The 26,644-nt window shown below is 35.8% G+C and carries 27 protein-coding genes; 7 read left to right on the top strand and 20 right to left on the bottom strand.

Annotation, left to right across the window (positions count from 1 at the left end; all coding sequences use genetic code 11):
- Positions 1–23 precede the first annotated feature (23 nt).
- Positions 24–647, bottom strand: coding sequence for a hypothetical protein (locus tag M900_RS09180; RefSeq protein WP_021274393.1), 624 nt, complete (start codon positions 645–647; stop codon positions 24–26).
- Positions 648–750: 103 nt separating this feature from the next.
- Here M900_RS09180 and M900_RS09175 point away from each other — a divergent pair, with 103 nt between their 5' ends.
- Positions 751–1,749 carry a hypothetical protein gene (locus tag M900_RS09175; RefSeq protein ID WP_021274306.1) on the top strand — a complete coding sequence of 333 codons (999 nt, stop codon included), beginning with the start codon at positions 751–753 and terminating at the stop codon, positions 1,747–1,749.
- A gap of 7 nt (positions 1,750–1,756) precedes the next feature.
- On the top strand, positions 1,757–2,407 hold the full coding sequence (locus tag M900_RS09170; RefSeq protein WP_021274742.1) for a hypothetical protein: 651 nt from the start codon (positions 1,757–1,759) through the stop codon (positions 2,405–2,407).
- On the opposite strand, the gene M900_RS09165 is transcribed toward M900_RS09170, so the two are convergent.
- The 8 genes from M900_RS09165 to M900_RS09130 form a co-directional block, all read right to left on the bottom strand.
- Complete coding sequence (locus M900_RS09165) at positions 2,404–2,757, bottom strand: hypothetical protein (protein ID WP_021274425.1); 354 nt, start codon at positions 2,755–2,757, stop codon at positions 2,404–2,406. The genes M900_RS09170 and M900_RS09165 overlap by 4 nt on opposite strands.
- A gap of 38 nt (positions 2,758–2,795) precedes the next feature.
- Entirely contained in the window at positions 2,796–3,221 is a 426-nt protein-coding gene (locus M900_RS09160) for a YqaA family protein (RefSeq protein WP_052600797.1), read from the bottom strand.
- The gene (locus tag M900_RS09155; RefSeq protein WP_021274660.1) at positions 3,211–4,149 is read right to left on the bottom strand and encodes a cation diffusion facilitator family transporter; all 939 of its coding nucleotides are present in this window, start codon (positions 4,147–4,149) and stop codon (positions 3,211–3,213) included. The genes M900_RS09160 and M900_RS09155 overlap by 11 nt, the downstream gene beginning before the upstream one ends.
- 2 nt (positions 4,150–4,151) lie before the next feature.
- Positions 4,152–4,484 carry a translation initiation factor gene (locus M900_RS09150; protein ID WP_021274327.1) on the bottom strand — a complete coding sequence of 111 codons (333 nt, stop codon included), beginning with the start codon at positions 4,482–4,484 and terminating at the stop codon, positions 4,152–4,154.
- A 168-nt stretch (positions 4,485–4,652) separates the two neighbouring features.
- On the bottom strand, positions 4,653–5,030 hold the full coding sequence (gene hpf, locus M900_RS09145; RefSeq protein WP_021274550.1) for a ribosome hibernation-promoting factor, HPF/YfiA family: 378 nt from the start codon (positions 5,028–5,030) through the stop codon (positions 4,653–4,655).
- Between the two features lie 87 nt (positions 5,031–5,117).
- The gene (gene rpoN, locus M900_RS09140) at positions 5,118–6,584 is read right to left on the bottom strand and encodes an RNA polymerase factor sigma-54 (protein ID WP_021274670.1); all 1,467 of its coding nucleotides are present in this window, start codon (positions 6,582–6,584) and stop codon (positions 5,118–5,120) included.
- 54 nt (positions 6,585–6,638) lie between these two features.
- The gene (lptB, locus tag M900_RS09135; RefSeq protein WP_021274394.1) at positions 6,639–7,373 is read right to left on the bottom strand and encodes an LPS export ABC transporter ATP-binding protein; all 735 of its coding nucleotides are present in this window, start codon (positions 7,371–7,373) and stop codon (positions 6,639–6,641) included.
- Between the two features lie 2 nt (positions 7,374–7,375).
- Positions 7,376–8,356: an LptA/OstA family protein gene (locus M900_RS09130; RefSeq protein ID WP_021274524.1), complete on the bottom strand. Its 981-nt coding sequence runs from the start codon at positions 8,354–8,356 to the stop codon at positions 7,376–7,378.
- Between the two features lie 157 nt (positions 8,357–8,513).
- Here M900_RS09130 and mutS point away from each other — a divergent pair, with 157 nt between their 5' ends.
- Positions 8,514–11,168, top strand: coding sequence for a DNA mismatch repair protein MutS (gene mutS, locus M900_RS09125; protein ID WP_021274355.1), 2,655 nt, complete (start codon positions 8,514–8,516; stop codon positions 11,166–11,168).
- A 35-nt stretch (positions 11,169–11,203) separates the two neighbouring features.
- Here mutS and M900_RS09120 read toward each other — a convergent pair whose 3' ends face one another.
- Together M900_RS09120 and M900_RS09115 are read right to left on the bottom strand one after the other, a co-directional pair.
- Positions 11,204–12,103, bottom strand: coding sequence for a hypothetical protein (locus M900_RS09120; protein ID WP_021274471.1), 900 nt, complete (start codon positions 12,101–12,103; stop codon positions 11,204–11,206).
- Positions 12,104–12,114: 11 nt separating this feature from the next.
- On the bottom strand, positions 12,115–14,160 hold the full coding sequence (locus M900_RS09115) for a DUF4105 domain-containing protein (RefSeq protein ID WP_021274580.1): 2,046 nt from the start codon (positions 14,158–14,160) through the stop codon (positions 12,115–12,117).
- A gap of 180 nt (positions 14,161–14,340) precedes the next feature.
- On the opposite strand from M900_RS09115, the gene M900_RS09110 reads away from it, so the two are divergent.
- Positions 14,341–14,949: an RDD family protein gene (locus M900_RS09110; protein WP_021274664.1), complete on the top strand. Its 609-nt coding sequence runs from the start codon at positions 14,341–14,343 to the stop codon at positions 14,947–14,949.
- Here M900_RS09110 and M900_RS09105 read toward each other — a convergent pair.
- The 3 genes from M900_RS09105 to aspS form a co-directional block, all read right to left on the bottom strand.
- On the bottom strand, positions 14,935–15,237 hold the full coding sequence (locus M900_RS09105; RefSeq protein WP_034732154.1) for a hypothetical protein: 303 nt from the start codon (positions 15,235–15,237) through the stop codon (positions 14,935–14,937). The two genes, M900_RS09110 and M900_RS09105, sit on opposite strands and share 15 nt — an antisense overlap.
- A 38-nt stretch (positions 15,238–15,275) precedes the next feature.
- Positions 15,276–16,952, bottom strand: coding sequence for a hypothetical protein (locus tag M900_RS09100; protein WP_021274488.1), 1,677 nt, complete (start codon positions 16,950–16,952; stop codon positions 15,276–15,278).
- Positions 16,953–17,064: 112 nt separating this feature from the next.
- A complete protein-coding gene (aspS, locus tag M900_RS09095) occupies positions 17,065–18,846 on the bottom strand; it encodes an aspartate--tRNA ligase (RefSeq protein ID WP_021274723.1) in 1,782 nt (593 codons plus the stop codon).
- A gap of 88 nt (positions 18,847–18,934) precedes the next feature.
- Here aspS and M900_RS09090 point away from each other — a divergent pair, with 88 nt between their 5' ends.
- Positions 18,935–19,408, top strand: a complete 474-nt coding sequence (locus tag M900_RS09090) for a DUF192 domain-containing protein (RefSeq protein WP_157680608.1) — start codon at positions 18,935–18,937, stop codon at positions 19,406–19,408.
- Here the strand turns inward: M900_RS09090 and M900_RS09085 are convergent.
- The 6 genes from M900_RS09085 to M900_RS09060 form a co-directional block, all read right to left on the bottom strand.
- A complete protein-coding gene (locus tag M900_RS09085) occupies positions 19,359–20,303 on the bottom strand; it encodes a septum formation initiator (RefSeq protein ID WP_021274456.1) in 945 nt (314 codons plus the stop codon). The genes M900_RS09090 and M900_RS09085 overlap by 50 nt on opposite strands.
- A 76-nt stretch (positions 20,304–20,379) precedes the next feature.
- A complete protein-coding gene (locus tag M900_RS09080; RefSeq protein ID WP_021274447.1) occupies positions 20,380–21,246 on the bottom strand; it encodes a hypothetical protein in 867 nt (288 codons plus the stop codon).
- A gap of 83 nt (positions 21,247–21,329) precedes the next feature.
- A complete protein-coding gene (locus tag M900_RS09075; RefSeq protein WP_021274779.1) occupies positions 21,330–21,554 on the bottom strand; it encodes a YggT family protein in 225 nt (74 codons plus the stop codon).
- Between the two features lie 88 nt (positions 21,555–21,642).
- Positions 21,643–22,533, bottom strand: a complete 891-nt coding sequence (locus M900_RS09070; protein WP_021274383.1) for a YihY/virulence factor BrkB family protein — start codon at positions 22,531–22,533, stop codon at positions 21,643–21,645.
- Complete coding sequence (locus M900_RS09065) at positions 22,517–22,771, bottom strand: hypothetical protein (protein WP_034732151.1); 255 nt, start codon at positions 22,769–22,771, stop codon at positions 22,517–22,519. Before M900_RS09065 ends, M900_RS09070 begins: the two co-directional genes overlap by 17 nt.
- 12 nt (positions 22,772–22,783) lie before the next feature.
- Positions 22,784–25,084, bottom strand: a complete 2,301-nt coding sequence (locus M900_RS09060; RefSeq protein WP_021274512.1) for a DNA polymerase II — start codon at positions 25,082–25,084, stop codon at positions 22,784–22,786.
- A gap of 74 nt (positions 25,085–25,158) precedes the next feature.
- Between M900_RS09060 and pip the strand changes: the two genes are divergently transcribed.
- Positions 25,159–26,115: a prolyl aminopeptidase gene (pip, locus tag M900_RS09055; RefSeq protein WP_021274635.1), complete on the top strand. Its 957-nt coding sequence runs from the start codon at positions 25,159–25,161 to the stop codon at positions 26,113–26,115.
- 83 nt (positions 26,116–26,198) lie between these two features.
- Positions 26,199–26,642: a 6-carboxytetrahydropterin synthase gene (locus tag M900_RS09050; protein WP_021274734.1), complete on the top strand. Its 444-nt coding sequence runs from the start codon at positions 26,199–26,201 to the stop codon at positions 26,640–26,642.
- The last annotated feature ends 2 nt before the right edge of the window (positions 26,643–26,644 follow it).

Here is a 26,644-nt window from a genome sequence, read left to right as displayed (position 1 = left end):
TGTTTAATGCCAAGATACTAGCGTTAAATACGCCAAAATGCACTAGAAATTAGTACATTATAAAGTAGCCCTTCACTTGAAAGGCCCGGTGGAACCTTATAATCAGCGGCGCTAAACTTGCTTAAATACTCGTCTAGCAATGGAAGATTATCAATCATTGATTCAAGAAGAAGTCCTGCCTCGAGAAATTCTGGAGAATTTTTTCCCGCCGTGATGTAGGCACTTGAAATTAGTTTAAAGTCTGTATTGAGTTTTTCTCTAAGCGAAGCTGAAGCATCAATATCAACAGGTATCTCTCTACCATGACCAAAGTCTTTAATCTCTGAGAGTCTCGTCGCGTAAATAAAGAAGGGTTCTACTGAGTCCATCTCATAACCCCATTTACTCTTCTTAACAATCACTCCTTGGCAGACAAGATTCCTTGCTTCTTCGTCGAAATTATTGACCTTGATAGTCGATGTTGCATTAATCACCTCAAGAGTATCCGCCTGGCACTCATACTTACAAGCAAATGAAATCGTTTTTGGAAATGGTTGGGTAAAATCAGGATTGATATAAACTTTAGAACTTGGTATCGCAACGCATTCTCCGTAAGAGATTGCAAGTGTTTGAAATGCTATTATCAGTGCGGCTATTAATCTAATCATGTCTTACTTATTATCACAATTTAACTAAAAATCATTGCCATATGTACTACTTATACGTTTAAATCGATGCCACACAAAGCACAACAAAAAACACTGAGGGAATATGAAGTCATTTTTAAAAATTTTGACGTTAATTGCATGTATTAACACTTTTGCAATGGAGCCTGAAACTGATCTTACTAATCCAAAGTATTCAGAATTAGAAATACTTGATCATGTTCTTAACCCATCATCAAATCTTATAACAATTAATTCACAGGCTGAGACTTTGGTCTTAATCAAGCTTATCCGAGAAAATGGAACTATTGAAATTCTCGAAAACCTTGATCTTGAAACAAACTGCGCTGAAGGCATTGCAACATCAAGACTCGATAATAGATACTTCAAAATTAAGAATATTCAAACTTATGAAATTCACGGTGAAGTTGAGTGTGGAAAAACAAATTACTGGATTTTCAATGCTAGCGAACCAACGGGACAAGTTATCGCAATTTACGATATCGCAATGAAGGCCGTTAATAAAATGTCTCGAGCAGGTATTATCAACTCTTGGACATCAAAAGTTAATTTTAGATTTCCGGCCGATGGTGATTACTATAACTGGAATACTGTTAACGTTTCAAGAGGTGATCACTGGGATGTAGTTGGTCACGAACTTGGACACGCAATTTATGATCAAGGAAATATTGGAGCTTTCGGAGGAGGAAGCCATAAGATTGACCAGTGCTACTCTGGAGCCCTTGCACTTTCTGAAGGATGGGCAAGCTTCTTCTCAGCATGGCTTTCAATTGATATCACAGATATCAACGCTAAATTTGAATACCTAGTTCCGAGAAGAGCTCCGATAACAATCGAATATATACCGGCCGATGTTTGTGCAGGACCTCGCAACGAATGGCGTGTAACTGGATTTTTATGGGACCTCATCGATCTTGCATACGATAACGAAAGCGCTGAAACTGCCTTTGAAACACTCTGGAATATTAACAAGAATAAAGATTATGGAGATGTGAAAGAACTTGCGAGAGATCTTATCCGCAATGGCTTTGATCCAATTCTCATTAATGTAATATACAAACAAAATTTCCTTGAGGAGCTATAGGTAGAAAATGATTAAACTACTTCTTCTTGTTAACTTTCTTTTTGCAAATTCAAACTCTGATTTTGAAGCGCAAGTGAAGCATCGACTCCAAGAAGAAGTCCTTTTTGAATATCTCCCTGGACTTCAAGCCTCGCTTGGAGAATGTGAAGATGAGAACTGCTTAATCGAAAATAGTGATCACTTATCTTTAAAAACAAAAGACGATGAAGTTTGTCTTCCTTACACACAATGTGGTTTCTACAATTGCATGGAAAAGAAGTATGGCTGCTCAGAAGTAGGAGTAAACTACTTCACAGGCCTTGCCTTCCCGACCTGCTCGACTTACCTAGAAAATATTAAGAAGAATTATTTTACAGAAAAAGGAATCCAGTGGATTTATAGTGTCATGGTTTGCCTTCAAAAAGGATTGATCGACGAATGTGAAGTACGTGGAAATTGCCAAAAAGAAACAAAGAAAAAGACATGTGACTATATAACTGACTTCACCCTCGATTTTCATCCTGGTTGCTATATTAACTCTGGAGTTGGTGTTTGCCACCTTCCGATGAAAGACAAATTAAATATCTGGAGAACAGTTAGTAAGTATCTAACAAAAGATGAGAGAAAGCAGGCTTACAAAGTTGTTTTTAATTGTATTCTTCCGACGACTAATTTTTAATAGTAAATTTCACATACATTAGAGCATGTTACAAAATCGTAAACATCAGCTCGACTAGAAATTCTTAATCCAACAATATCGGCCAAGAGATCTTCCCATTCAGGTGTGCCTGCACCAAAAATATCAGCTATCTCTTTTGCCATTCCTAAGATCGCACTCGAAGTGACACCACACTCAACTCCAACTATGCACGAAATCGTACAATGCTTATACTTGTCACGCGCTAATTCTGGGAACTCAACGAGATCTTTATATTTCATAGCAGATTCATAAGCACAGAAAATATTCTCCGGGCTTGCAAGAGTTGATAAAGAAAATGTTAGAGATAGAATTGCGATTAATTTTTCCATTATTAATTTCTAGCACTATTAATTTAGAAATTAAAGAATCAATTAAACGAAAAAAACATAATAAGAATTACACCATAGCGAAGAAGCTTACCTAATGCCATTAATAATACTACGCCAAGCGTTTTTTCCTTATTTAATCCGAGGACGAAAGCAATAGGATCACCAACAATTGGAAGGAAACAAAAGAAAGAAAGTATAAGTCCATAACGGTGGACCATCTTTTGAGCTTTTTCAACTTCCTCTTTCTTTATCCTAAGATACTTATTGGCCCACTCAATCTTTGAATAGTAGCCCAAGAAGTAGTTTGTCATTCCACCGAGTGTGTTACCTAAAGTAGCAACTACCAAAACCAACTGCCAATTGATTGACTTCGCCATATATGCAAGATGCACTTCCGAGGAAAATGGAAGAAAAGTAGCAGCAAGAAAACTAGATGCAAATAGTGACCACAAATCAGTGTTCATGATCATGTTTGTGATCGTGATGTTCATCATCATTCTCTGAACAGTCATACCCATCACTTTCAAATTCAATCGAAGAGAATTTAATTTGGTTCTTTACGAGAATATGCTTGATCTTTTTTTTAATTTTATCAACTTCAAGCATTTTTAAATCCCCGGAAACTGAAACATGAAAACTTAGAGAAATATTTGATTCATCAACTGAAAATCCTTGTATTCCATGTACATCGTTAACACAATCAATTTTCCTTATTAAAGAATATATCTTTTCAAGATCGAGGTGCTTCGGAAACTTTTGAAGAAGAATCTCCCCAACCCCAATTAAATTCTTATAAACTCCCCTTAAGATGACTATAGAAATTACAATCGAAAGAATTGAGTCAAGAATAAACCATGGTTTAAATAGAAGTACGATACTCACGACAAGTACAGCAATCCAGCCAAGAATGTCTTCCATAAGATGAAGCATTACCATCCTTTGATTGAGACCATCATCCTTAGATAGTCTAAAAGCGGCTACTCCATTAATGGTAATTCCAAGAAGTGCTAAACCTAGCATTCCTTCAGGATGCACTGGTTGTGGATTTGAGATTCTTTCAATCGACTCCATGATTACAAAAAGTGATCCTGTAAGAAGAATAACACCATTGATTAAAGCAGAGATTACAGAAAATCGTTTATACCCATAAGTATAATTTTCATCAGGAGCCTTATTTCCCATCTTCTCTGAGAAATATGCAAACAAAAGAGCAAGACTATCTCCAAGGTCGTGAATAGCATCTGAATAAATTGCTACAGAGTTTGTAAGATAACCACCAATGAACTCAACAACAGCAAATGATGCATTTAAGAAGAAAGCAATAAGGATATTACCACTTCCTCCATGATGGTGATGATGATGGCCATGACCATGATGATGCCCAGTTCCCATTTTTACCCCTTAACTTGATACGAAAGTCCTTTTAAGTACTCTCTTATCTTATTCATCTGATCGCCCTGAATCTCAATAGTGCTATCTTTAAAACTTCCACCAGTTCCACAATGATTCTTTAATTTCTTTGTGAGCTCTTTAAAGAAAGGAGGATTATTTGGTAAGTTATAAATAACTGTGACTGACTTTCCACCTCTTCCATTCTTTTCTATTCTAAGTTTTAAAATTGTTTGACTTGGAACTACATCAGCATACGAAGCCGGAGTTTTATTTTTCTCAACAAGATTAACTCCCGAGCCATCACTACTATATAATATTCTACCTTTTTCACTCATACTTACTCCTCAATGCAATCATAACGACATTTGGAGAAAATGTATATATTTCACGATCTTAAAGTTGTTGAGATAATAAACAAATAATTAAAATATCTTTTAAATTTTGTGTACTAGGAGTTAAAAAAAATGGCCCTATTCAGGGCCATTTTTCAAACTTGGATTTAATTAGGCAATATTTCCGAAATTATCTTCATCATAATCAAGCCATGCAGCTTCTGGATCCATAATCTGTAAATCCTTATGTCCTGGACGTGATTTTTTGGAAGTAATTTTATCTTTTCTCTTTTGTAATTGTCTTTCAATTTTTGCGACAACAATATCAAATGACTTGTATAAGTTTTCACTTGATCCTGTTGCATGGTAGCTATAGTTTGGTCCACTAAGTTCTACTTCAGCGTAGTGAACACCTTCTTTTACTGAACAACTCCATTTAATATGTGATTTACCTCCAAGGTATTTTGAAAGTCTTTCAGATTTCTCATGAATTCTTTCATCAAGTGAAGGTGTATGCTCTAAGTGTCTAAATGTGATTGTAACTTTCATAAACGTCCGACTCCAAATTTGTGTGTAAAGTTGTTGTGTATGTATTCCTTATCGTACTTTCTTATCCCCCAATTAAGTAAAGTTGTATTATTTTATTTTACGTTTAGCTGATGACAAAATCCCAAGCATTTCTCTATACTTAGCAACTGTCCTTCTTGCAACTTCGACGTCATCTCGACTCAAAACCTCGGCAATTTTTTGGTCACTTAAAGGTTTCTTAGGGTTTTCGTTTTCAACTAGCTCTTTTATCTTAAGTTTTAAAACTTCACCCACAACCTCTGTCCCACCGTTATTTCCACCAATCGCAGAACTAAAGAAGTATTTCAATTCGAACATACCAATCGGCGTGTGCATGTATTTATTTGAGGTAACTCTTGAAACAGTTGACTCGTGCATTCCAATCTCATTAGCAATATCTTTCAATACCATAGGTTTAAGGCACTTAGGCCCCTTCTTAAAAAATTGTTGCTGACGTCTAACAATTGCTTTTGCAACTCTTTCAATAGTCTTTTGTCTATTTTGAATAGATTTAATTAACCATAGAGCTGACTTTAATTTCTCAGAAACAAACTCTTTTGCTTCCTTATTATTAAAGCTCTCAGCCTGGTTAAGCATATCTTGATATAGTTTTGAAATTCTAAGTCTTGGAACGCCATCATCATTTACCTGAACAACAAACTCTCCACCGATTTCAACAACATAAACATCTGGTGTCACATAATGTGTTTCAGCAGGCGCAACAAGTCGTCCTGGTTTTGGATGAAAGTTATGAAGAAGTTTTGCTGTCTCTACAATTTGTTCCTCAGATACTCCAATCTCTTTTTCAATTTTTTTGAAATCTCTATTTTTTAAATCAACTAAGTGATTACGAATTATTTTTTCAAGTAGTGGTGACCTTTCTTCAGCGATACGAGCTTGTGCAAGAAGACACTCTGTTAAATTTTCAGAACCACATCCTACCGGATCAAGTCTTTGAACAATCTCTAAAACCTCTAAAGCCTCTTCACGTGAAATATCAATCTCTTCAATAATCTCGTCGAATGGAGTTGCAAGATATCCATCGTCATTAATATTATTGATGATTTGAAGTGCACACTCTAATTCAATTGCTTCAAGATCTTCCATACGAAGTTGCCATTCAAGATGCTCAGCAAGAGTCATCCCTTTTGAAACCATATTTTCGTAATTTGGACCATCTTCGCTTAAATCAGGAGCGGCCATATTTGGTTGTTGATATGTAGTTGAATTAAAGCTATCAGCATACTGTTGCCAGTCAATACTCTCATCTTTTGAAGCAACAAATGAGTCTTCTTGAAAGTCTGAACTACTCGATTCTCTGTTTTGAGATTCAAGAGATTCAAGCCTATAATCCTCTTGAGTTTTCCTATCACTTCCACTGATCTCTTCAAGAACTGGGTTCTCTACAAGTTCTGCTGAAATCATATCTGTCATTTCAAGATGATTTAAAGTCAAAAGCTTAATGGCCTGCTGAAGTTGCGGGGTCATCATTAAGTTTTGAGTTTGCTTAAGACTCTGCGAGAGTTTTATTGCCATAACTAAACACCTAAGTTTTCTTATAAAGGTTTAATCTAGAAATTAATTTCTAAATTACATTTTAAATTCTTCACCTAAATAGAACTTCCGTGCTCTTTCATTATTTACAATTTCCTCAGGCTTCCCGCTCACAAGGAGTTCACCACTACTCATAATATATGCTCGATCAACAATTCCTAAAGTCTCTCTAACATTATGGTCTGTGATAAGTACGCCGATATTTCTTCTCTTTAGTCCAGTGATAACACTTTGGATATCAGAAACAGCTAGAGGGTCAACACCTGCAAATGGTTCATCAAGTAAAACAAACTTAGGTTCAAGGGCAAGAGCACGAGCGATCTCCACTCTTCTTCTCTCTCCACCAGAAAGGGCAGACCCTTTTGATTCTCTGATGTGTCCTAAACCAAAATCACTAATCAGTGATTCAAGTAAGTTTTTCTTCTTCGCCTTTGGAAGTAATCTATTTTCCAATACAGCGAATATATTTGCTTCCACACTTAAATCTCTAAAGACTGAAGCTTCCTGTGGAAGATAACCAACACCTTTAAGTGCACGCTTGTGAATTGGATCTTCCGTTAAGTCGACACCTGATAAAGTAATTGATCCTCTATCTGCTTTCACAAGACCAACGATCATATAAAATGAAGTAGTCTTTCCTGCACCGTTTGGACCAAGAAGGCCCACGACTTCACCTTGAGTAACCTCAAGACTTACGTCTTTAACAACTGTTCTACCACCATATATTTTTTGCAAATTTTCTGCTTTTAAACATGCTAGAGCTTCGCTCACAATTACCTCAGTTTAAAGTTTGTATTTGCATCATCAACTTCGATAGTCTCGTTGTTTTCTCTAAGGATGATAACATTCCCCTTAAGTACATCTTTCTTCTGATATACTTTTGGAGACCCAAGTAACACAACCATTCCTTCTGAAGTAAAACCTTCTAATCTTTCACTGTAGGCCCTACGCTCAAAAGGTGGAGTATTTTCTGGCGCCACCTTTTCCTTAACAATCACATCGTCAAATAATGCAAAATACTTGAGTTTTTTATTATAGTTCTCGAGAAATACTTCTCCTCGCCTAGAATTGGCCCTAAGCCCCTGTTTTTGTATAGCAACATTTCCATCCATTTCGGCTTTTTTGTCATCCATCAAGAGTGTAAGGCGATCTGAATTGAAATAAAATGGGGCTTCATATTTGCGAAACCTATTCATTTTTCCTCTTACATTTCCACTATATTGAGCTTTTCTTGCGAGATGAAAATATCTCAAGGCTTCGCTTTCAATTACTAGCTCAAACATATCATCGTAATTTGTTGTCTTCGAAAAAACATTTCCTCTAGAGAGAACTGTTTTCAATTTATCGTCGTAGTTAAATTCATCTGAATTAATTGTCATCTTGCGTGAACGAAGAATTACATTTTCTTTTAAAAATAATTTTCCCTCATCAATATCGTAAAACCCACTTCCTCCAGAGTAATACATTGGATCTCCATCATCAGAAAAGAAAACCCCGTTAGGTGAAGTGAGAATCAATTCATTCTTAGTTTGATTATGAATAAGCTCGGAAGAGTATAAGTGAAAGTTGTCTGCATCCTTACCAATAAGATAATAATCAGCAGAATTGAAGTAGCTTTCAATAATCTTTGTACTCGCCTCTTCTGTATCTTCTACTGGTTCGAACTCATAAACAGGCATACTGCTCAGCACAATAGCACCAATGCAAAGTGCAAAAAATATTCCAATAACTAAATTATGTCTTAGGTTTAACAAGTGCCACTCCTATGGGCCATAAGTCATTATTATAAGGGACTTTTAGCATTATATCTAGCTTAAGATAAATTACTTGTTTCTTTGACGATTTTTAGCTGAATTGATAGGATTCAAGATACACAGAAACCGAGTACATCAGTCCACTTTAGGAAGAAATATGACACTACAAATAGAAAGTATTGTTAACAGCGGAACGAAATTAACTCCAATGATGGAGCAGTATTTTGAAATTAAAACAAAGTACCTTGATCACCTTCTTCTATTTAGAATGGGTGATTTTTATGAAGTATTTTTTGAAGATGCAAAAACGGCATCTCAAATTTTAAATATTGCACTTACCCATCGTGGAAAAGTTGGTGACCATCCAATTCCAATGGCGGGTATTCCACACCATGCAGCTGCAACATATATTGATCGTTTTGCAAGCCACGGAATCAAAGTTGCAATCTGTGAGCAAGTTGAAGACCCAAAAGAAGCAAAAGGTATTGTAAAGCGCGCTGTTACTCAGGTTGTTTCTCCAGGTATGCCATATGATCTTGAGAAAACAAATTCTAATGAAACTCACTTCATTGTTTCAACATTTAAAAAACAAAATACTTTCTATATTACTGCTCTTGATTTCACGACTGGCGTGTTTAAAGGTTTCGAACTAAATACAGAAGAAGACTTTCTTGAAAAGATTAGAAACCTTGCTCCTAAGGAATTTATTACTTTCCTTGGACAATGGGATAACAGTGCAAAAAGTGATGATTTAAAAACACTTTTAAATCACATGGGCACACTTGTAACTAATCTATCAAAAGAATATTTTGAGTCAACTTTCACAGAAATTTATATCGAAAAGCTAATCCCTACTTACAAGAGAGATCAGGTTCTTGTTGAAAACGATGTTATCTTAAATCCGATTGGAGCATTAAGTTATTACGTGAGTTCGACCCAAAACAACGAAGATTTTGTTCATATTCAACCATTCTCATTAATTTCAGAAACTGGTTATATGAAAGTTACGATCCCTACCCTAACAGGTTTAGAGATCCTTCCAAAATCGCGTGAGACATATCATGAGTCACTACTTGGATTTATGGATAAAACAAAAACAGCTCTTGGTGCTCGTACGCTAAGAGACGTTTTCACAAGTCCGTTAACTGATGTAAAGAAAATTAAGCAGCGCCAGTCGACGACGGCTTATTTCTTAGAAAATGAAGATATTCTTCAAACATCAAGAGAACTTCTTTCAAATGTAAGAGACCTTGAAAGAATTCTTGCTAAGGTGTCTACTAATAAAGCAAATGCCGGAGATCTTCTTAATATCTCTGGTGCTATTAATGTTTACCAGAAGCTTTCTATTATTCTAAAAGACCTTCCTGTGAATAACTTGAAAGAGTTACCAAAAGAGAATGTCACTGATCTTTTAAAGCTTGCAGAAGCGATCACGGTTACCATCAATGATGAAATTGGTGCCAACCTTGAAAAAGGTAACCTGATCAAACCAGGAGCAAATAAAGAAAGAGATCGTCTCGCTGGACTTTCTCAAAATGCTTCGGCTGAACTTCTAACTCTTGAAACCAAGTATCGTAATGAGACTGGTATTCAAAAATTAAAAATTAAATCTAATAACGTTGCAGGGTATTTTATTGAAGTTTCTAAAACTTATACTGATAAGGTTCCACCGCACTTTATCAGAAGACAAACTTTAGTAAATAGCGAGCGTTACTCGACGCAAGAGCTTAATGAGTTTGAAAAAGAATTAGTGATTGCTTCAGAGAGGCTACAAAAGCTTGAAAGAGAGATTTTCAAATCACTAATTGAAGAAATTATTGCAAACAGAGCGCATATCCAACTACTCGCGACTATTCTGGCAAAAATCGATGTACTTCAATCATTTGCATGGATTGCACGTAGTGAAGACTTTATCTGTCCAGAACTAAGTACAAAGAGTAAGGAAGTATCACTAAAAGGCGCATGGCACCCACTGATTAAAGCAGCAATTAAAGATCAGTTCGTAAGTCACGACTTAAATCTTGATCATAAAAAATACTTTGGTCTTATCACAGGTCCTAACATGGCCGGTAAGACAACAGTCATGAGAGAGGTTGCAATCATCCAACTTCTTACCCAAATTGGCTCTTTCGTTCCAGCAGACTCTGTAAAGGTTTCGGTATGTGATTACCTATTTAGCCGTCTTGGAGCAAGTGATGATATCCTAAAGGGACAGTCGACTTTCATGGTTGAAATGGCCGAGACAGCAGAAATCCTAAGACACGCGACAGAGAATTCACTTATTATTCTTGATGAAGTTGGGCGTGGAACGTCTACTTACGATGGACTTTCAATTGCATGGGCACTAGTAGAGCACTTTATTGAAAAGACAAAATCAATCTGCTTATTTGCAACTCACTACCATGAGCTAATTGATCTTGTTGATAGTTATGATCAAACAAAGAATCTTACTGTTGAGACAATGAATCACAATGGAGATGTAAAATTCCTATATAGACTTATTGAAAAAGCGGCATCTCAAAGTTTTGGTATTTATGTTGCGAAACTCGCTGGAATTCCAAATGATGTTCTAAAAAGAAGTCAGCAAATTCTTAAAACTCTTGAAAAGAATCACAATCACGCACAAGGCCTTATTGAGCCAGGTAATCCTGAACAACTCAACTTCTTCTCTTCAATCGAGCCAGAAGTTTATACCCCAGAGTATCTTAAAGATGTGGAAGAAGCGATTAATTCGCTCGACCTTAATAATCTGACACCGATTCAGGCATTAAATAAATTACAAGAGTTAAAAGATTTGATCCAATATCAGTAGGACAGAGAACCTGCCCTACTGTTTATTAAGTTAAATTATTTCTCTGACATTAATTTTGCTTCAATGTAGAAGTCTAGGTCATTATCAGAAAGAAGTTGATTAAGTGTTTTTCCACCTTCAATATTTTTTTCGATTTCTGCTCTAATCATCTCTCTTAGACCTGCAAGAGTATCTTGATCATTTCTTTCTACTGCTCTTTCAATTTCCTCTCTGTTGACTTCGAAGATATTTGAAATTGCTGTTACTGATCTTGTAACAAAGTAAAGAGCTGCAAAAATCCCTTCAGAAGTTAATGAAATACCTTTTCCTGTTAACTCAAGTCCATTATCAAGGTTTTCTTCACCAAGGACGGCCTTAGAAACTTCTGAACTTGACTCAGATCCTTTCGTGATAATTTTATAGAATTGATCAAGCGTCATATCAGTAAGCTCAAATGGCTTCTCAAGTACATCACCTAAGAACACTAAGATTTTTTCTGTTACATCAGAAGAAAGTTCTGACCCTTTTGATAGGTGTTTAAGTAATTCAATAATGATATCTCCAGAGACTTCAAGAGTTGGATCAAGAAGTACAACTAGTTTTTCTGAAGCTTTAAGAGTTTGCTCACCCGTTGCTTGAGATACTTCAAATACCATTGCGATACCGTCTGCAGTTAATCTAAATACAGGTTGAGAAACTTCAGAAAGCTTAACGATTGCTTCACCGATTTTCCCTGATGCTTCAATTGAAGAAGCAAAGTTTTTAGAGATGAAAGCTTTAAGTTTTTCCGCTGAAAAGTCTGCAATATCAACCGTTGCATCAATTGAACTTTTACCTTTATCAAGAACTACCTCAGATGCCTTAGAAGATGTATTCAAAGAAGCATCTCTAATATCAGCTGCAAATGGTTGAGCTGCGATTAATGCGATAAGTGTTGCGATTGTCATTTTTTTCATACTAATTCTCCTTACTTTAAATAAAGTTTCATTGAAATAATTTTAGTTTTTGTTCTAATGTCGTTAATTAAATTTTTAAGCGTTGATAAATCATTTATATCTTTTAAATATCTATTTTTTACACTTTCAATGAGTTTAGTTTCAGCCTCTTCAAGAACCTTTGCTGACTCTTGATAGTTCTTATTATCTTGCGCTGTTACTTCAAGCGGGATTCCATACGTCTTATCATTTGGATATAATCTGAAGTTCTTTCTCTTCTCATTCCATTCACGTACAAATTTTCCAAGCTCGCCTTCATCTTTTTCAAGTTTCTCAAGAAATGTTCCAATTTCTTCATCTAGAGCATGCTGTCTTACATTCATTACCCCTTGAGCAAGGATCGACAAGCGCTGTAACTTTTCTTTTGTTTCAACTGAAGCTCCTTCCTCAAAAGTGCTCATAAAAATATCTTTTAACTTTTCCGTAGAGATACTTTCAATAATCTCCTTAATATCTTTTTTCTTTTTCACTTCTCTATAATTACTTCCGAATTTTTTCCCATGATTTGAATAGCGATAAATTTTATAATCAGACTCTTCTTCACCAATTAGCTCATTTTTAATATCAGACAATCTTTTTTCATCACTCTCAAATAGAATACCTTCAGCTACGGCCTTTGCTCTATCTTCAAAATAATCTTCTCGAGAAAGCCCATTTTCAATAATTTCATCCATTAAAGAATATGGCTTAATGATATTTCCATACTTAATTTCATGATCAAGCATTGCACTTTGAAGTAGATCATGGGATTCAGACGCGCAGTTGCTACTTAAAAATTTATAGTTACCAGCATATTCCCAATAGGTTTCGAGAACCTTGTGGATAAAGCTTCTTTTTTCATCTTCGTTCAACTCAATAGGAAGACTCATTAGGTCTCTTAGCTCTCCCATTGTGTACTCTTCAATTACATTTGGAAGTGAAAGCATATAGAGAATCGAATCATAGCCGCCAAACACACCTTTAATAGCATTACTCTTAATATCAGTAACATTGGCTCTATAACTTAAAACAACGTGGTAAAGCTTATCTTTAATACAATCCTCACTTGCTTCTTGTCTAAAAGGTGCGCAAACAATAAGCCTGAACATTGAATGACCAAAACCAGACATGAGAGCATCACCACTTGAAGCGAGGAGATAATCAACTCGATAAACTCTTTTTGGGTCGATATCGATCACTGTTTTCTTATCATCTAAAATGATCTTTGTATTAATTTTGCAATCAGCATTTTCATGTGGATAAACATCAAACACCTTTGAAAAGAAATTATAATAGCTAGGACGCTTACACTTGTAGTTTTCATCCATTAAGAAGAATTCAAAATTTACAGCATAGTGTTCTTCAAGATTTTCATACTCATACTCATCTGCAGATCTCTTACGTGATAGATTCTTAGATTGTTTTGAGAAAAGTTTTTGCTGCCAATTCGCAAGTTTAAAGAAGTCATATAGTCCACTTACTGATTTTTTATTCATTTCTTCTTTCTTTACTGCATTACATTTTGAAGAATGTCTCCATCTCCTATCACTTGAGTCGTAGCACTCTTTTACATTTTTCCTGTGCTCTGCGGAACGAATTCTCTTGAAATCATAAATATGTGCCACTTCATGTAGAACAGTTGCAATGGCTTTCTTGTAGTAATTTCCATGTCCACAGTTATATGAATTTGCACTCTCTTCACCAGCTAAGATCTGAGGCAGAAATAGTTTTGATATTTTGATAGTGTCTCTACTGAATGTATTCACTTGGGCGTAAAGAATATTTGAGTTATCTTCACATCTATTTTTGGGTAATACCGAAATTGACTTATTTTCATCAAAGCTTTTAAATCTAATAGTAAGAGGCTCTTTGATAGTTCTTTTTATTGAGTCAGGAATTTTCTCTTCTACTTCCTGAAGGAAATTTTTGACTGCGTATATTTCATTTTTGGAGACAGAAGATTCATCAAGCTTTAAAACTGGGGACGCGAAAATACTTGAGGCAATAGCTACAGCAAATAGTCCTTTCAAAATTTTCATCATTTCTCCCTTGTACACATGTCCATGTCTTAGACACTTTCTAAGCTTGATTTACTTAGTAAACTTCATATTTGTTGTTTATAAAGCAAGCCTTATGCCAACTTTGGGTAAAATCTGCCTTCAGACGCCAGCGGGAGCCCAGGAGCTTCATCTAGAGAGGGATATGACGATACGCCTGCTATGGAAAGAGTAAGACTTGTAACTGAAATTGAACATTTAACCCCTAAGATGCCAGAGAGAAAGAAGATCCTTAAAAAGCGCATGTACGCTTTTATCTTAGATCTCTACGCGATTGTCTTCTTGAATAAGTTTATGGTTTTCGCTTGGCTTGGCTTTGTGAATAGCTATATTTCGAATATCTCGCTCTTTAACTCAAAGTCCTCCTCTCTAGTGAATTCAGGGGCGACTAATCTTTCACTGCCTATTGTTTATACGGCATATTTCTTTTTCTTCTATTATCTAGGAGAAGGTAGAACATTAGGTAAAATGTTTTTTAAGCTTAGAGTGTATTCTAATGGACATCGCAAAGAGGAGCTTTCTGCGAAAGAATGCTTCGCTCGCGCTTTAGGCTATTTGCTATGCAACTACATGTTCTTTATTCCTTTTGCTCTAGTCTATTTAAAGAAGGATATGAAGAGTATTGGAGATTACTTATCTGGAACAACTGTGATGACGGATGAAGAATTTGCGATTATTGATACACTTGAGGAGAATATATCACCTAAAGCAGAACAGATTGATATGTTCCCTGAAGATCCTGTTTCAAACAGATTACTAAAGATCAGTTAGATCCAATCCATGAAACAATGATTTCGCTCTTACAATGATTTTTCGTAGGAGCTTTTCTTCATCAAAATCTTGATTATCTTTTGTAAATGGCATCATTACTGATGACTGGCGGTCCTCAAAGAGAGCAGTCTCATCTTTCTTGGCCCAGGGTCTGACACTTTTTTTCTTAAAGCGACCACCTTGCCTTCTTTTAAAACGCTCTTCCTTTCTCTTCAAAATGATATCGAGTAAGGATTCCTCTGCAAGCGGTTTTCTGGGTGATTTTAAGTCGTTTAAACGAATGGCCATTATCTGATTTTACTTTTTTTTCTTGAAATTACAATACCTTATTGCTCATCTTTAAGCTTATCGACTACATCCTTCTTATTCTTTTTCAAAGTCTCCTTCTGTCTTTTAATAAGCTCAGCACTATTGAGATTTACAAATTTTAGCTTATCCTGCTCATTTTCAGCTTCTATAGGTATTCTTAGCAATCGGTTAACTTCCCTCCTTAGTAGGGATTTTTCAAGCTCATCGACTCCCATTATTAGTCCTCCATAGAAATCCTTATCTGCAAGTTTATCAAGAACTAGAAGATAAAAAACACATGGAGTTGAGAACTTAATTACAGTCTTATCTGATATTTTCATAGGACTAGAAAATGTTAAGCGATGCTCATTAAGTTTTTCAATAATAATTGGAAATTCAAGCTTTAGTAGTGGATCTACTTCAAAATTTTTAATTTCTTCAATTCCAAGAACTTCTTCAACCCGAAGTGGATTATGCTCAATTTTCTTTTCATATACCGAAATAATCTTGTTCAAGAAATCAGAAGTAATATCAAATGGGACATTCAATTGTGTTTTCGAAATTTTTTTAATATCAATGTCATGAAGTCCAAAAATGATTAGTACCGTATCCTCATTTAGAAGTTTTTTGATATAGCTTTCAATGGAATGAATTTTTTGATCATCATTCAAACTTAATTCATTCGAATTTTCATCGAGAATTGTTAACTGATCCCACTGTAAAGCAATAATATGAGGCCGACAGCTTATTTGATCTTCATGCTTCATAGATAAGAAAGGATATGAAAAAAGATTTGCTTTCTGTTTTTCTGTTTCATGGTTTTTTTGGAGTAACTTTACGCGCTTATCAATCACCATAACACGGACTCTAGTATCCACCATTTTTGAGAATATTTTTTTTGTCTTTTTTTGTACTTCTTCAAACTCTGAAGGTGAAACTCTTTTTGCTAATTTATAAGTAAAAGTATCGACCGCATCTTTTTCTACTGATGAAATATTTAAAAAGTCTCCTGTTAGTAGTTCATTCTCACTGTACTCAAATTTTAGTGTATTAATATCTTCAATCCATCGACATTTTTTTTCCAACGATTCAGAATTACTAACCATTGCCTTTCCATCTCCAATTTGCGGAATAAAGCGCTTTATCCACTCATCACTTGGATTAAGTTTATCAAATGTTGTTGTTGCTAATATATTCTGAGGGTCAATATGCTTTATCTTGCAAAAGAATCTTGGCCATAAGACAGTGTCATAACCCCTACTCGTTGCATATTCAGGTAAAAAATTAAATTCTGAATTTTTGAGATACTGAATATTTGTTACAATATCATCAAGGTCTGGTCGCTTATACTCAACCATATGGGCACCAGCAGCGAGAGCGGCTTCTAAATCGGTCTTTGGATTCTCTTCTCCAAAGAAGCAGATTTGTAGAATATACTGCGCTCCTTGATACTTATTAAAAATCTTAATAAGGTCCAAACAAAACTCTTCTTTCTTTTCAAAATCAAAGAAGACGACAATATTCACTTTTTTTATTTTTAAGATTAGTTCGAATAGCTTATCGAGTTTAAAATCTTTTTCCTCATTTGATTCACTGTTAGAAAAAACAAGTGTACGCCACTCTATAGAAATTTCATTCTTAGATAAGACACGCCTTATACGTCCTGAGAAAAGCGGGTCATCGGAAATAATTAATGTATAAGTTTTAATATTCATAATCCTAGACCTCTTAAGTTAATTTTAACTCGAAGTCTCTCTAGAATTATGGGTATTTGTTATAAGTTGGAGAGGTGTTCACTTTTTTGTGAACACCCATGACAAAAATTGACTATTTATTAAACGAGAAATGAAGCTCATCTGTTTGATCTTTAGACGGTCTTGATGGCGCACTCGACATCATATCACTTGCTGTTGTAGTTTTTGGGAAAGCGATAACATCTCTAATATTATCTGTTCCAGCAAGAATCATCACAAGACGGTCAAGGCCAAAAGCGAGTCCACCATGTGGAGGAGTTCCATATTTTAATGCTTCAACGAAGAAACCAAACTGATGCTTAACTTCTTCTTCGCTCATTCCAAGAATTTCAAACATACGTGATTGAACGTTTTGGTTATAGATACGAAGTGATCCACCACCAATTTCATAGCCATTACACACGATATCGTAAGCTTGAGCACAAAGGTCTTTAATAGGTCCATCTGGATCATTGATATCACCATTTAGGAAATCATCAAGCTGATCTTCTCTAACTTGTGTGAATGGGTGGTGACAAGCATAGAAACGTCCTTCACTATATTCGAATAATGGAAAGTTATTAACCCAAAGAAATGCTTTTTTATCACCTAGAAGCCCTAGTTCTTTACCAAGATGTCTTCTTACAGCATCAGCACTTGCGTGGGCAACTTCAGCAACGTCTGCAAAAAATAACCATGTTCCATTATTACCTTCTGCTTCCAATCCATTCAGTTGTTTTAAAATATCTTCAGTAATAAATTTTGAAATACCGCCTGTAGCTGCTTCATTTTCTACTTTAAAAAACGCAACACCTTTTCCACCGTGTGGTTTTACAACATCTACGAACCCATCAAGAATTTTTCTTGAAAACGTTCCCAATGACTCAGGAATAAACATTGCCTTGATTAGACCATTAGTTGCAAGAACGCTTGAGAAAACTCCAAAGTCCGTTCCTTTAAAAATGTCATTCACAATGTGGTGCTTTAATCCAAAACGAGTATCTGGTTTATCACATCCGTAATCTTTCATTGCATCTTGATAGCTCATAACAGGAATTGAAAAATTATCATCTAGTTTGAAAAGTCCTTTTAGAATTTTTGTAACAAGATTTTTAATATATTCTTCTGTTGAAAAAGAAACTTCGATATCAATTTGAGTAAATTCAGGTTGTCTATCCGCTCTTAAATCCTCATCTCTAAAACACTTACAGATTTGAAAGTACTTATCAGTCCCCCCAATCATTAAAAGCTGCTTTAACGTTTGTGGAGATTGTGGAAGAGCATAAACATGACCAGGGTGTACACGTGATGGCACAATATAATCTCTTGCTCCCTCCGGAGTCGACTTGTATAGAATTGGTGTTTCAACTTCAATAAAGCCCTCTTCCATCATCATACTTCTAACTTTAAAAGTTGTGTCTGCTCTTAGCTTTAAAATATCTTGTAGTTTTTGCGTTCTAAGATCGAGATATCTATATTTAAGCTTATTATCTTCAGTAGCCTCAGTCGCTCCATATGGTAGAAATGGGATTGAATTAATATCGTTTGCAGAAAGAAGCGTAATCTCCTCGGCCTGAACTTCAATTTCCCCAGTTGCCATATTCTTATTGATTGCTTCAGCAGGTCTCTTCACAACTGTTCCAACAACTTTGATAACAGATTCAAGATGACAAGACTTAAGGATAGAAAGATCTCCTTTAAAGCTTGTGAAACCAACTTGAGTAACACCGTACTTGTCACGGATATCGATGAAGTTTAATCCTCCAAGATCTCTATTCTTATTTACCCAACCACAAAGAGTAACTTTCTCTCCTTCATTAGATGACCTTAGTTGTGCACAGTGGTGCGTCTTCATTAAACCAGCGATATTTGACACAAAGCTTCTCCCATTTCCTAAATTTTTAGAGCAATATCTAAATATGAACATAAATATATCAAAGCCTAGCCATTTGCTCACTATCTTTTTGTGCATTTTTTTTAATACATTAGATGTTAATGCGCAGTTCCTAAACAGCTCTCGTGGCTCGAGTGAGCTGATCGCACCAAATGGGCATATCATCAGCGTCTCATTTGCTATCAGTAATGAAGAGAAGACAAAGGGACTCAGTGGGCTTCACCCATCTAAAATGAAATTTAATGAAGGACTATTTTTTGTTTACAACAATATGAGCTCAAAAACTTTCTGGATGCCTAATACATACTTTAATCTAGATATTATCTTTCTTGATCTCAACATGAAGGTCGTTGGCCTAGAGAAGAATGTTCAACACTTCAAAGGCCGAGAGCCAATAAAGTCAATTCCAGTAACTCCTACATATTACAGCGCCCACGTTTTAGAACTACACGCAGGTGAAGCTGATAAATATAAAATTGAATTAGGCTCTGTTCTTAAATGGAAGAAATATCCCTATTTTCTGTCGAGGCCTCACTCCCCTTAGAAAATAGAACTAGATATTCATCTTTTGCGATATAACCAAGATGGTCACGAACTAGTTTCTTCTGATATTTACCATCACTTTTAATAAGCTCAAGTTCTTGCATAAGAAGAGCATTGTCCTTCTTCGTGATTTCAAGCTCATGAACTTTTTGATCATAAACTGCTTTTTTGTCAAGGTACTCAACAACTCCACCATCAGAGAATATCAATCTTCCAATCAGGAAAGCACAAAACATCCAAGTTCCCTTCACAAACCAACTAGAAATTGAAGATGTCTCGCTTGTATTCTTATTTTTAGTTTTTAATTTTCTTTTCGCACTAACTGATTTTTTTACAGGAGCTTTAATCGGTTCCGCACCATAGTTAACAACAGCTGGAGCAGTCGTTCCTTTACGTAAATTTCCAGCAAGTTCAATCTTATCGGGATCTGCCGTTACAGTTCTTCTTGGCATACTCGATGTAGTTGAGCCAGAAGCTCCAGACATTCCCGAGTTAACTGGTTGAGTAACTGAAGGCCTAGGAATATCTTTCCCAGAAGCCTGTGCTCTACGAGCACGCATTTTCTCAAGTAACGAAGTTGAATCATCTGAAGAGGCCGCTGAAGAAGCAGGTCTCGCCGCTGTATTTTGAGATGCATTTAATCTTTGTTGTAAAGTTTGATTTGGAACTGGCGGAGGAGTTGAACCCATAGGCCTTGGTCTCTGTGGAGCCGAAGCTTGCATACCTGTAGAGGCTGATGCTGCCGAAGAGCCCTGTCTTTTCAGCATTTTTTCTCTGTTACGCTCTATGGCCTTTCTTAATTTATCATCAGCTGAACTTCCTACATTATTTGAAGAAGCTGCATTTTGTGGTGCCGCTCCCGTAGGTGCTGACTTTCTCTCAAAAGAAAATTGCAAATTAACATCCTGTTGTTGTGTTTAAAAACATCCTGTTTTTAATTATTTTATCAAGTTTTGAATTTTATTCAACAATCTAATTTAATAAATTTAAATTATTATCATAAAGTGCACCTTCGACATCAATCCAAAATCTTCTAATATCTGCAAGCTCAAGTAGATATAGCCTAAGACTTAGATCTAGCTCACATAGAAGTGCACTTTCTTCACTTATCTCGCCTCTTTCAAAAAGATTCATCAACTCTTTCATAATTGGATGAGTCTTATCTGAACTTCTTAGAACGAATTGTTTCTCATTAATAACAAGTTCTGAAATTGGAAGATGATATTTAAAATGTTCTTTTAACTTAGCAAATCTTAGACAAGCAACGATCACATCACCAATTGGACCAAGCTTCGTTCTCTCGCCTTGACACATAAACTTGTGACTCTTGAAATTAATACGGAAGCCATCATCAGCTTTTCCATACCACCAAGAAAATCCAGGGTCACTAATATTACAAAGCACATCCTCCTCAAGAGGAAAACGCTTATTAAATACTTGGTCGAGAACTATCTCTGCTCTTTCAAAACTTGAAAGTTCGAAAAATTTAATTTGATCTAATTCGCTATCATTTAAACGTAGCGCTCTTAAAAAAGACTTTTCACCGCTATAGATTGAGTCGAACGCTTCTTCAATAGATTCACATGCGAAGCCTCTAAGAGAAAATGTTGTTCCACTTTTAAAGATTGTATAAACCAGCCCCGGTTTATTTGGATACTCTATTCTTTGATCTTCGCTTTCAACGATTGGTTCATCAAAATGTGATGAGAGAGAGAACTCATTATAAAGTTCGTCGTCATACGATTCAATATTGAGATCGGCCATATTAGCGAGTCTCATTTCCTCGCTTATGCGCACTGTTTCTTGAGTTAAAAACTCAAACTCACTTGGTGTGTGCAATCTCACCCCTCCCTAGGTAAAACAATCATTATTAAAATTTTAAAATTGTTTACTGCGGTTTGGCAAGTATTTGATTTAATTAATTACCAGAGAACTTCTAAAATTTTTAAACAGAAGATAACAACCATTGGAGAAATATCAAAAGGAATATCTAGTTTTGGCATTAAGCGCCTAACTGGACCACATGAGAAATCTGAGATTTGCTTAATTTTCACAGAGAAAGGATGCCCTTTGTACTGCGGTAAGTAACTTAGAATAACATCGATAATTAGTATTAGAATATAAATGTCAATTAAAGCACGAATCAAAATCAACTCCATTTGTTATCAACAAAATATAATCCTATTGAAATGAAAACTCAAGGGACTGAGAAATACCCTCTTGCACTGCGATTAGTCAGACCTTTTTGTAGTAGTATTTATGAAAGTTCAAGCTTAAAAGAACAGAAAAATAAAATACAAACATTGAAAATAAAATCCAAATAAATAAAAGTATCAATGCATACGAAGCGCCATAATTAGCAACAAGTCCTGCTTCAACAAATGAGACATAGAAGAAGAAAAGAGACTTCACCGAAATAATTAGAATTGTGAATACACCAGACCCTAGTAAAGCACTTTTAAAGTTAATTCTTGGATGTAAAATATAGCGAAGTATCGACATCATAAAAATCACAATCATAATAACAGAAACGATATCTGCTCCTATAATTAATGAGTTTAAAATTTCAAATATCTTCTCTATCTTAAAGAAAGCAATCATCTTAGCAATATAACCCACTTCACTAATTTTGGTAATCAATTGAAAAACAATTGGAATGATAAAGGCCAATGTTAAAAAACCGCACGTAATAGCAAGAACACCAATTCCTTTAATCGTTTTTACAACTTGAGAAGCATTCTTTTCACCTGTAATAACACTTAATGCCTTCCAGATAGAATTAATAAACCCAAGTGAAGAAATCAGTAGAAAGAAGGTATTGATGATATTAAAACCTTTATTAGCAAAGAGCGATTTCTTGAGCATGTCTGCAATAATGTTAACAACCCCATCTAAGTGAGGTGGAATAAGTTCGAATACATATACCATAAGAAGATCAAACTTTTCGCCTTCTGGTCCAAAGAAGAACCCTAAAATGCGTGTCAAAACGAGAACAAGAGGAACGAAGGTTAAAATAAGATAGAAGCTCGAACTTGCGGCCAGGATTCCTAAATGACTTCTGTCACAGTCCTTAGCCAGTAATATTAAAAACTGTAGAAAGGAGCGAAATCTATTTTTTAATTTCATTCTTAATTATCTCACAGGCGCGGTCATATTTCTTATCGCAGGCCACGTGAAGGTAGCGATCTGACTTACTCAACTCTCCGCTACTTTCATATTTTTTTGATAGAAGATAGCAAGCAGGGGCGTTACTTTCGGATTCACATAAGTATGTATAAGTCTCCGCTTCGTAGATATAAAAAAGTAGTCCAAAAATGGAAAAAAAGACGAAAATAAAAATCCAATTTTGTTTGTATCTTGCCACAAATTCCTTCTCTTAAAACAAACTCATTTGACTACCTGAAATTATATCATCAAAACTCAAATTTAGAAATTTTAATACATCTGTTGCAAGTGGAGCAATCTGCTTATCAATATAGTGCTGATAATCAATATCAGTCGGATTAAATTCAATGGGAATAGGCCCTCTAAATGTCATTAAATAGGATACATCCTTGATAAATAACTTAGGGTCCTTTTCAAGTAGGAGTTTTGCGGCCTTAACATGTGGAGGAACTGTTTTAATATATTCTTCAACAGGTTTACTAAGTCTCTTCTTATACACAAGAAGATTATCAAACTCAGAATCTTTAAGCCTCTTTACATAATCTTTAATAAATTCTTCAACCTTTTCCTCAGCAAAAAACTTAGTGATCAGATCAAATTGAAAGTTCTTAGCAAGCTTTGTCCAGTCAGACCTGACGAACTCCATTCCAGAAAAGTGGAGCTTTGAAGAGTTCTCTTTTTCAAGAAGCCCAACGTAACGCTTCTTCGCCCCTTTATCTGTTGAGCGAGACTCTGGGATAAAAAGCTTAGAGAAATATTTTTCATATTCAATTTCAAGAAAAGACTCAACACCAAACTTTGACTTAATCTTTGATTCGAGATGACTATTAACTTTTGTTGCGATCTCTTTTCCTACTCTATCTCGAGCCCCAATCTCTAAGAAATTTAGCTTGATAAATAGAGAGTCAGTATCACCATAAACCACACGATGACCATTTTCTTCAATATAAGAGATTGTCTCTTTTAATAACCACTGCCCAGTCTGGGTAATACTTTGAGGAAGATCAGCATGATAAAAACGACAGCCACCAGAGCCCATAACACCATAAAATGAATTCATCAAAATTTTCACGGCCTGAGAAAGGTTGGCATCCTTTTTATGTTTAGCGATACTTCTAAGATTTAAAAGACCATCAATAATTCCTGGGAGGATATGTTCTGTTTTTGAAAAGTTCACCCCATTGACGGTCGTCAGAGAATTTATATCACCTTTTAATCTCGAGTAAGGATCAATTTTAAAGGTCTTTATAATTGTCGGATAGAGACTTTTAAAATCAAGGACAATGACATGCTCATGAAGACCTTTAATCCCATCCATCACATAACCACCAAGGCTTGACGCATCCTTTTGTGTATCAATAACGTTATTAGCAACAAGACCTTTTCGATGAATGAGTGGAAGATAAATATGATCAAAGGCCTTTGCCGATGAAGAAATTCGATCCATTAACATCCCACTATATTTAATTCGTTTTACATAATGATCAACGATATTCAATTTTTCATAAATATCTAAGACTAAGGTACAGTCAAGAAGGTTATATTTTGCAAGCCCCATCTTGTCTTCATGAAAGCGACGTGTAATCTCACTAACCTTATCGCTACCCGTACTGTCAATATCCTTACCTGTTCCCAGAACTTCATTGGCAACGGTATCTAATCTATAATTTTCAAAATTATGAAATGCTTGTTTCAATAGCCAAGGACCATCAAAGACAACTCTTCCAGCAATATCAGCGAAGTGCCCACTTCCCTTTCTCTCGACAAGTCGAACTTCACTGCCATCTCGTCCCAGAGAAAATTTAATCCCTAATGCACGACACTTTCTCTCAAGGAAGGCAAGGTCAAAACCAACCACGTGCCATCCACAAATAATATCTGGATCGAGCTTTCGAAGGTCATTAATAAAAGCGAGAATAACTTCTCTCTCTCCAGGGTGAAATTGAACTTCATTAGTGTTTGGAAGCTCCCCGATAATATGCACTTTCTTATACTCAACATCTCCGTCAATATGGTGAATTCCAATTGAATAAAGATCATCTCCAAGAGAGGTTTCTATATCAAAAGATAAAGTCGAGAGAGAAACTTCAACATCAGCTTTTTGCATTTTAGGGTTTGTGACTACTTGTACTCCGGAAACTTCTTTAGCATCCCCTTGGAATTCAACTCCACCACTAATAAATCTCTCCATAAGAAATCTTTCATTAGGCCTGACGTCACTTTCATATGTTCTGACACCACTTGAACTAAGTGACTCCCTTGCATTAAGAAGCGAGCGATAATCTTTAAAATAAAGACCATCAACTTCGGCCCCATTAAAGCTTTTAAGATTGAGTTGTTTTCGCTCAACGTCAGCTCCTAACCTTACATCTGCACGACGCTCGACAAAGAAGATTGGTTTTTCAGATGTAATCACTAATTTTACCGGATTTTTTTCTGTCTTCACCCAGTATTCGATTGTCATCCCGTGTGGACCATCAATAATATTGTCTGATAATATAAAACCTTTCATCTGCTTCCTTTGAGCCTACTTTACCAATGGCCATGAGAAAAAGAAAGTAAGCGAGAGCCAAAAAAGGAGAAAATATGCGTACATTATATCCAGAAATTACACCACGTGAGACTGGGCATCTTAAAGTGAGCGAAATCCATAATATCTATTATGAAGTCTGTGGAAATCCAGATGGAAAGTCTGTTGTCTTTCTTCACGGTGGACCGGGCGGGGGAATTGATGATAACTACCGTCAATACTTTGATCCAGAGAAGTATAATATCGTTCTCTTTGATCAAAGAGGTTGCGGACGTTCAACACCATTTGCTGAACTTAAAGAAAATACAACATGGGACCTTGTTGCAGATATTGAGAAACTTAGAAATCATCTAAGCATTAACACATGGGCGGTCTTCGGGGGAAGTTGGGGCTCAACTCTTGCCCTTGCATACGCGCAAACTCATCCATCATCAGTTGAGGCATTATTTCTTCGTGGAATTTTCATGCTTCGTCAAAAAGAACTTAAATGGTTCTATCAAGATGGTGCTAGCTACATTTACCCAGACGCTTGGGAATTCTATAGAGACGCAATTCCAGAATCTGAGCGTGGGGATTTCATCTCTGCTTATTACAAAAGACTAACAAGTGATGACAAAGAAATTCGCTCAGCTGCTGCAAAAGCTTGGTCAATCTGGGAAGCTTCAACAAGTAAGCTTATTCAAGACAAGGCCCTGATGGAAGACTTTGGCGATGATGAATTTGCCGATGCTTTCGCACGAATTGAATGCCATTTTTTCACAAATAAAGGATTCTTTGAATGTGATGATCAAATCCTTCGTGACGTTGATAAGATTAGACACATTCCAGCGATTATTGTGCAAGGTCGTTACGATGTCGTTTGCCCAATGACAAGTGCTTGGGATCTTCACCGTGCTTGGCCAGAGGCTAAGTTTGAGATAATCCAAGATGCTGGACACTCACTTAGCGAGAAGGGCATCAGAAGTTGTCTTATTGAAGCAACTGATCGTTACGTAAATACTGGCAATATTTAGGCAAAAATATGATTTTGCTCCTATTTCTAAATAGGAGCTCTCTCCCCCTTGAGTTCTACCAAAATTTGGAATAATATCGGCCTATGAAAACATTTAAATCAACAAAGAACTTTTATGGTTACCCTTGTACTCACCGCCAATGGAAAGCAGATAGTCACTGCAAGTACGTTCATGGCTACAGTCGCTCATTCCACTTCGTATTTGAATGCACGGAATTAAGTAAAGAAATGTGGGTAATGGATTTCGGTGATCTTAAAGATGTTAAAGCTTGGCTTGACTATATGTTTGATCATACATTTCTAGTTTCTGAAGATGACCCTTTTAAAGCAGAGTTCGTAGAACTTGATAAAAAAGGAGTTATTCAAATGAGAGAACTTCCAAACGCAGGGATGGAAGGTACGGCTATTTTTGTCTATGATCATGTTAATAAAATGGTCGAAGAGAAAACAAATAAGAGAGTTAGAGTTTACAGTCTTGAAGTAAAAGAAAACGAAAAAAACTCGGCGATCTACTGTCCGACCGCCTAAGT

The organism is Bacteriovorax sp. Seq25_V, assembly GCF_000447795.1.
GTDB lineage: Bacteria > Bdellovibrionota > Bacteriovoracia > Bacteriovoracales > Bacteriovoracaceae > Halobacteriovorax_A.
This window is presented reverse-complemented; position numbering and strand designations above follow the sequence as displayed.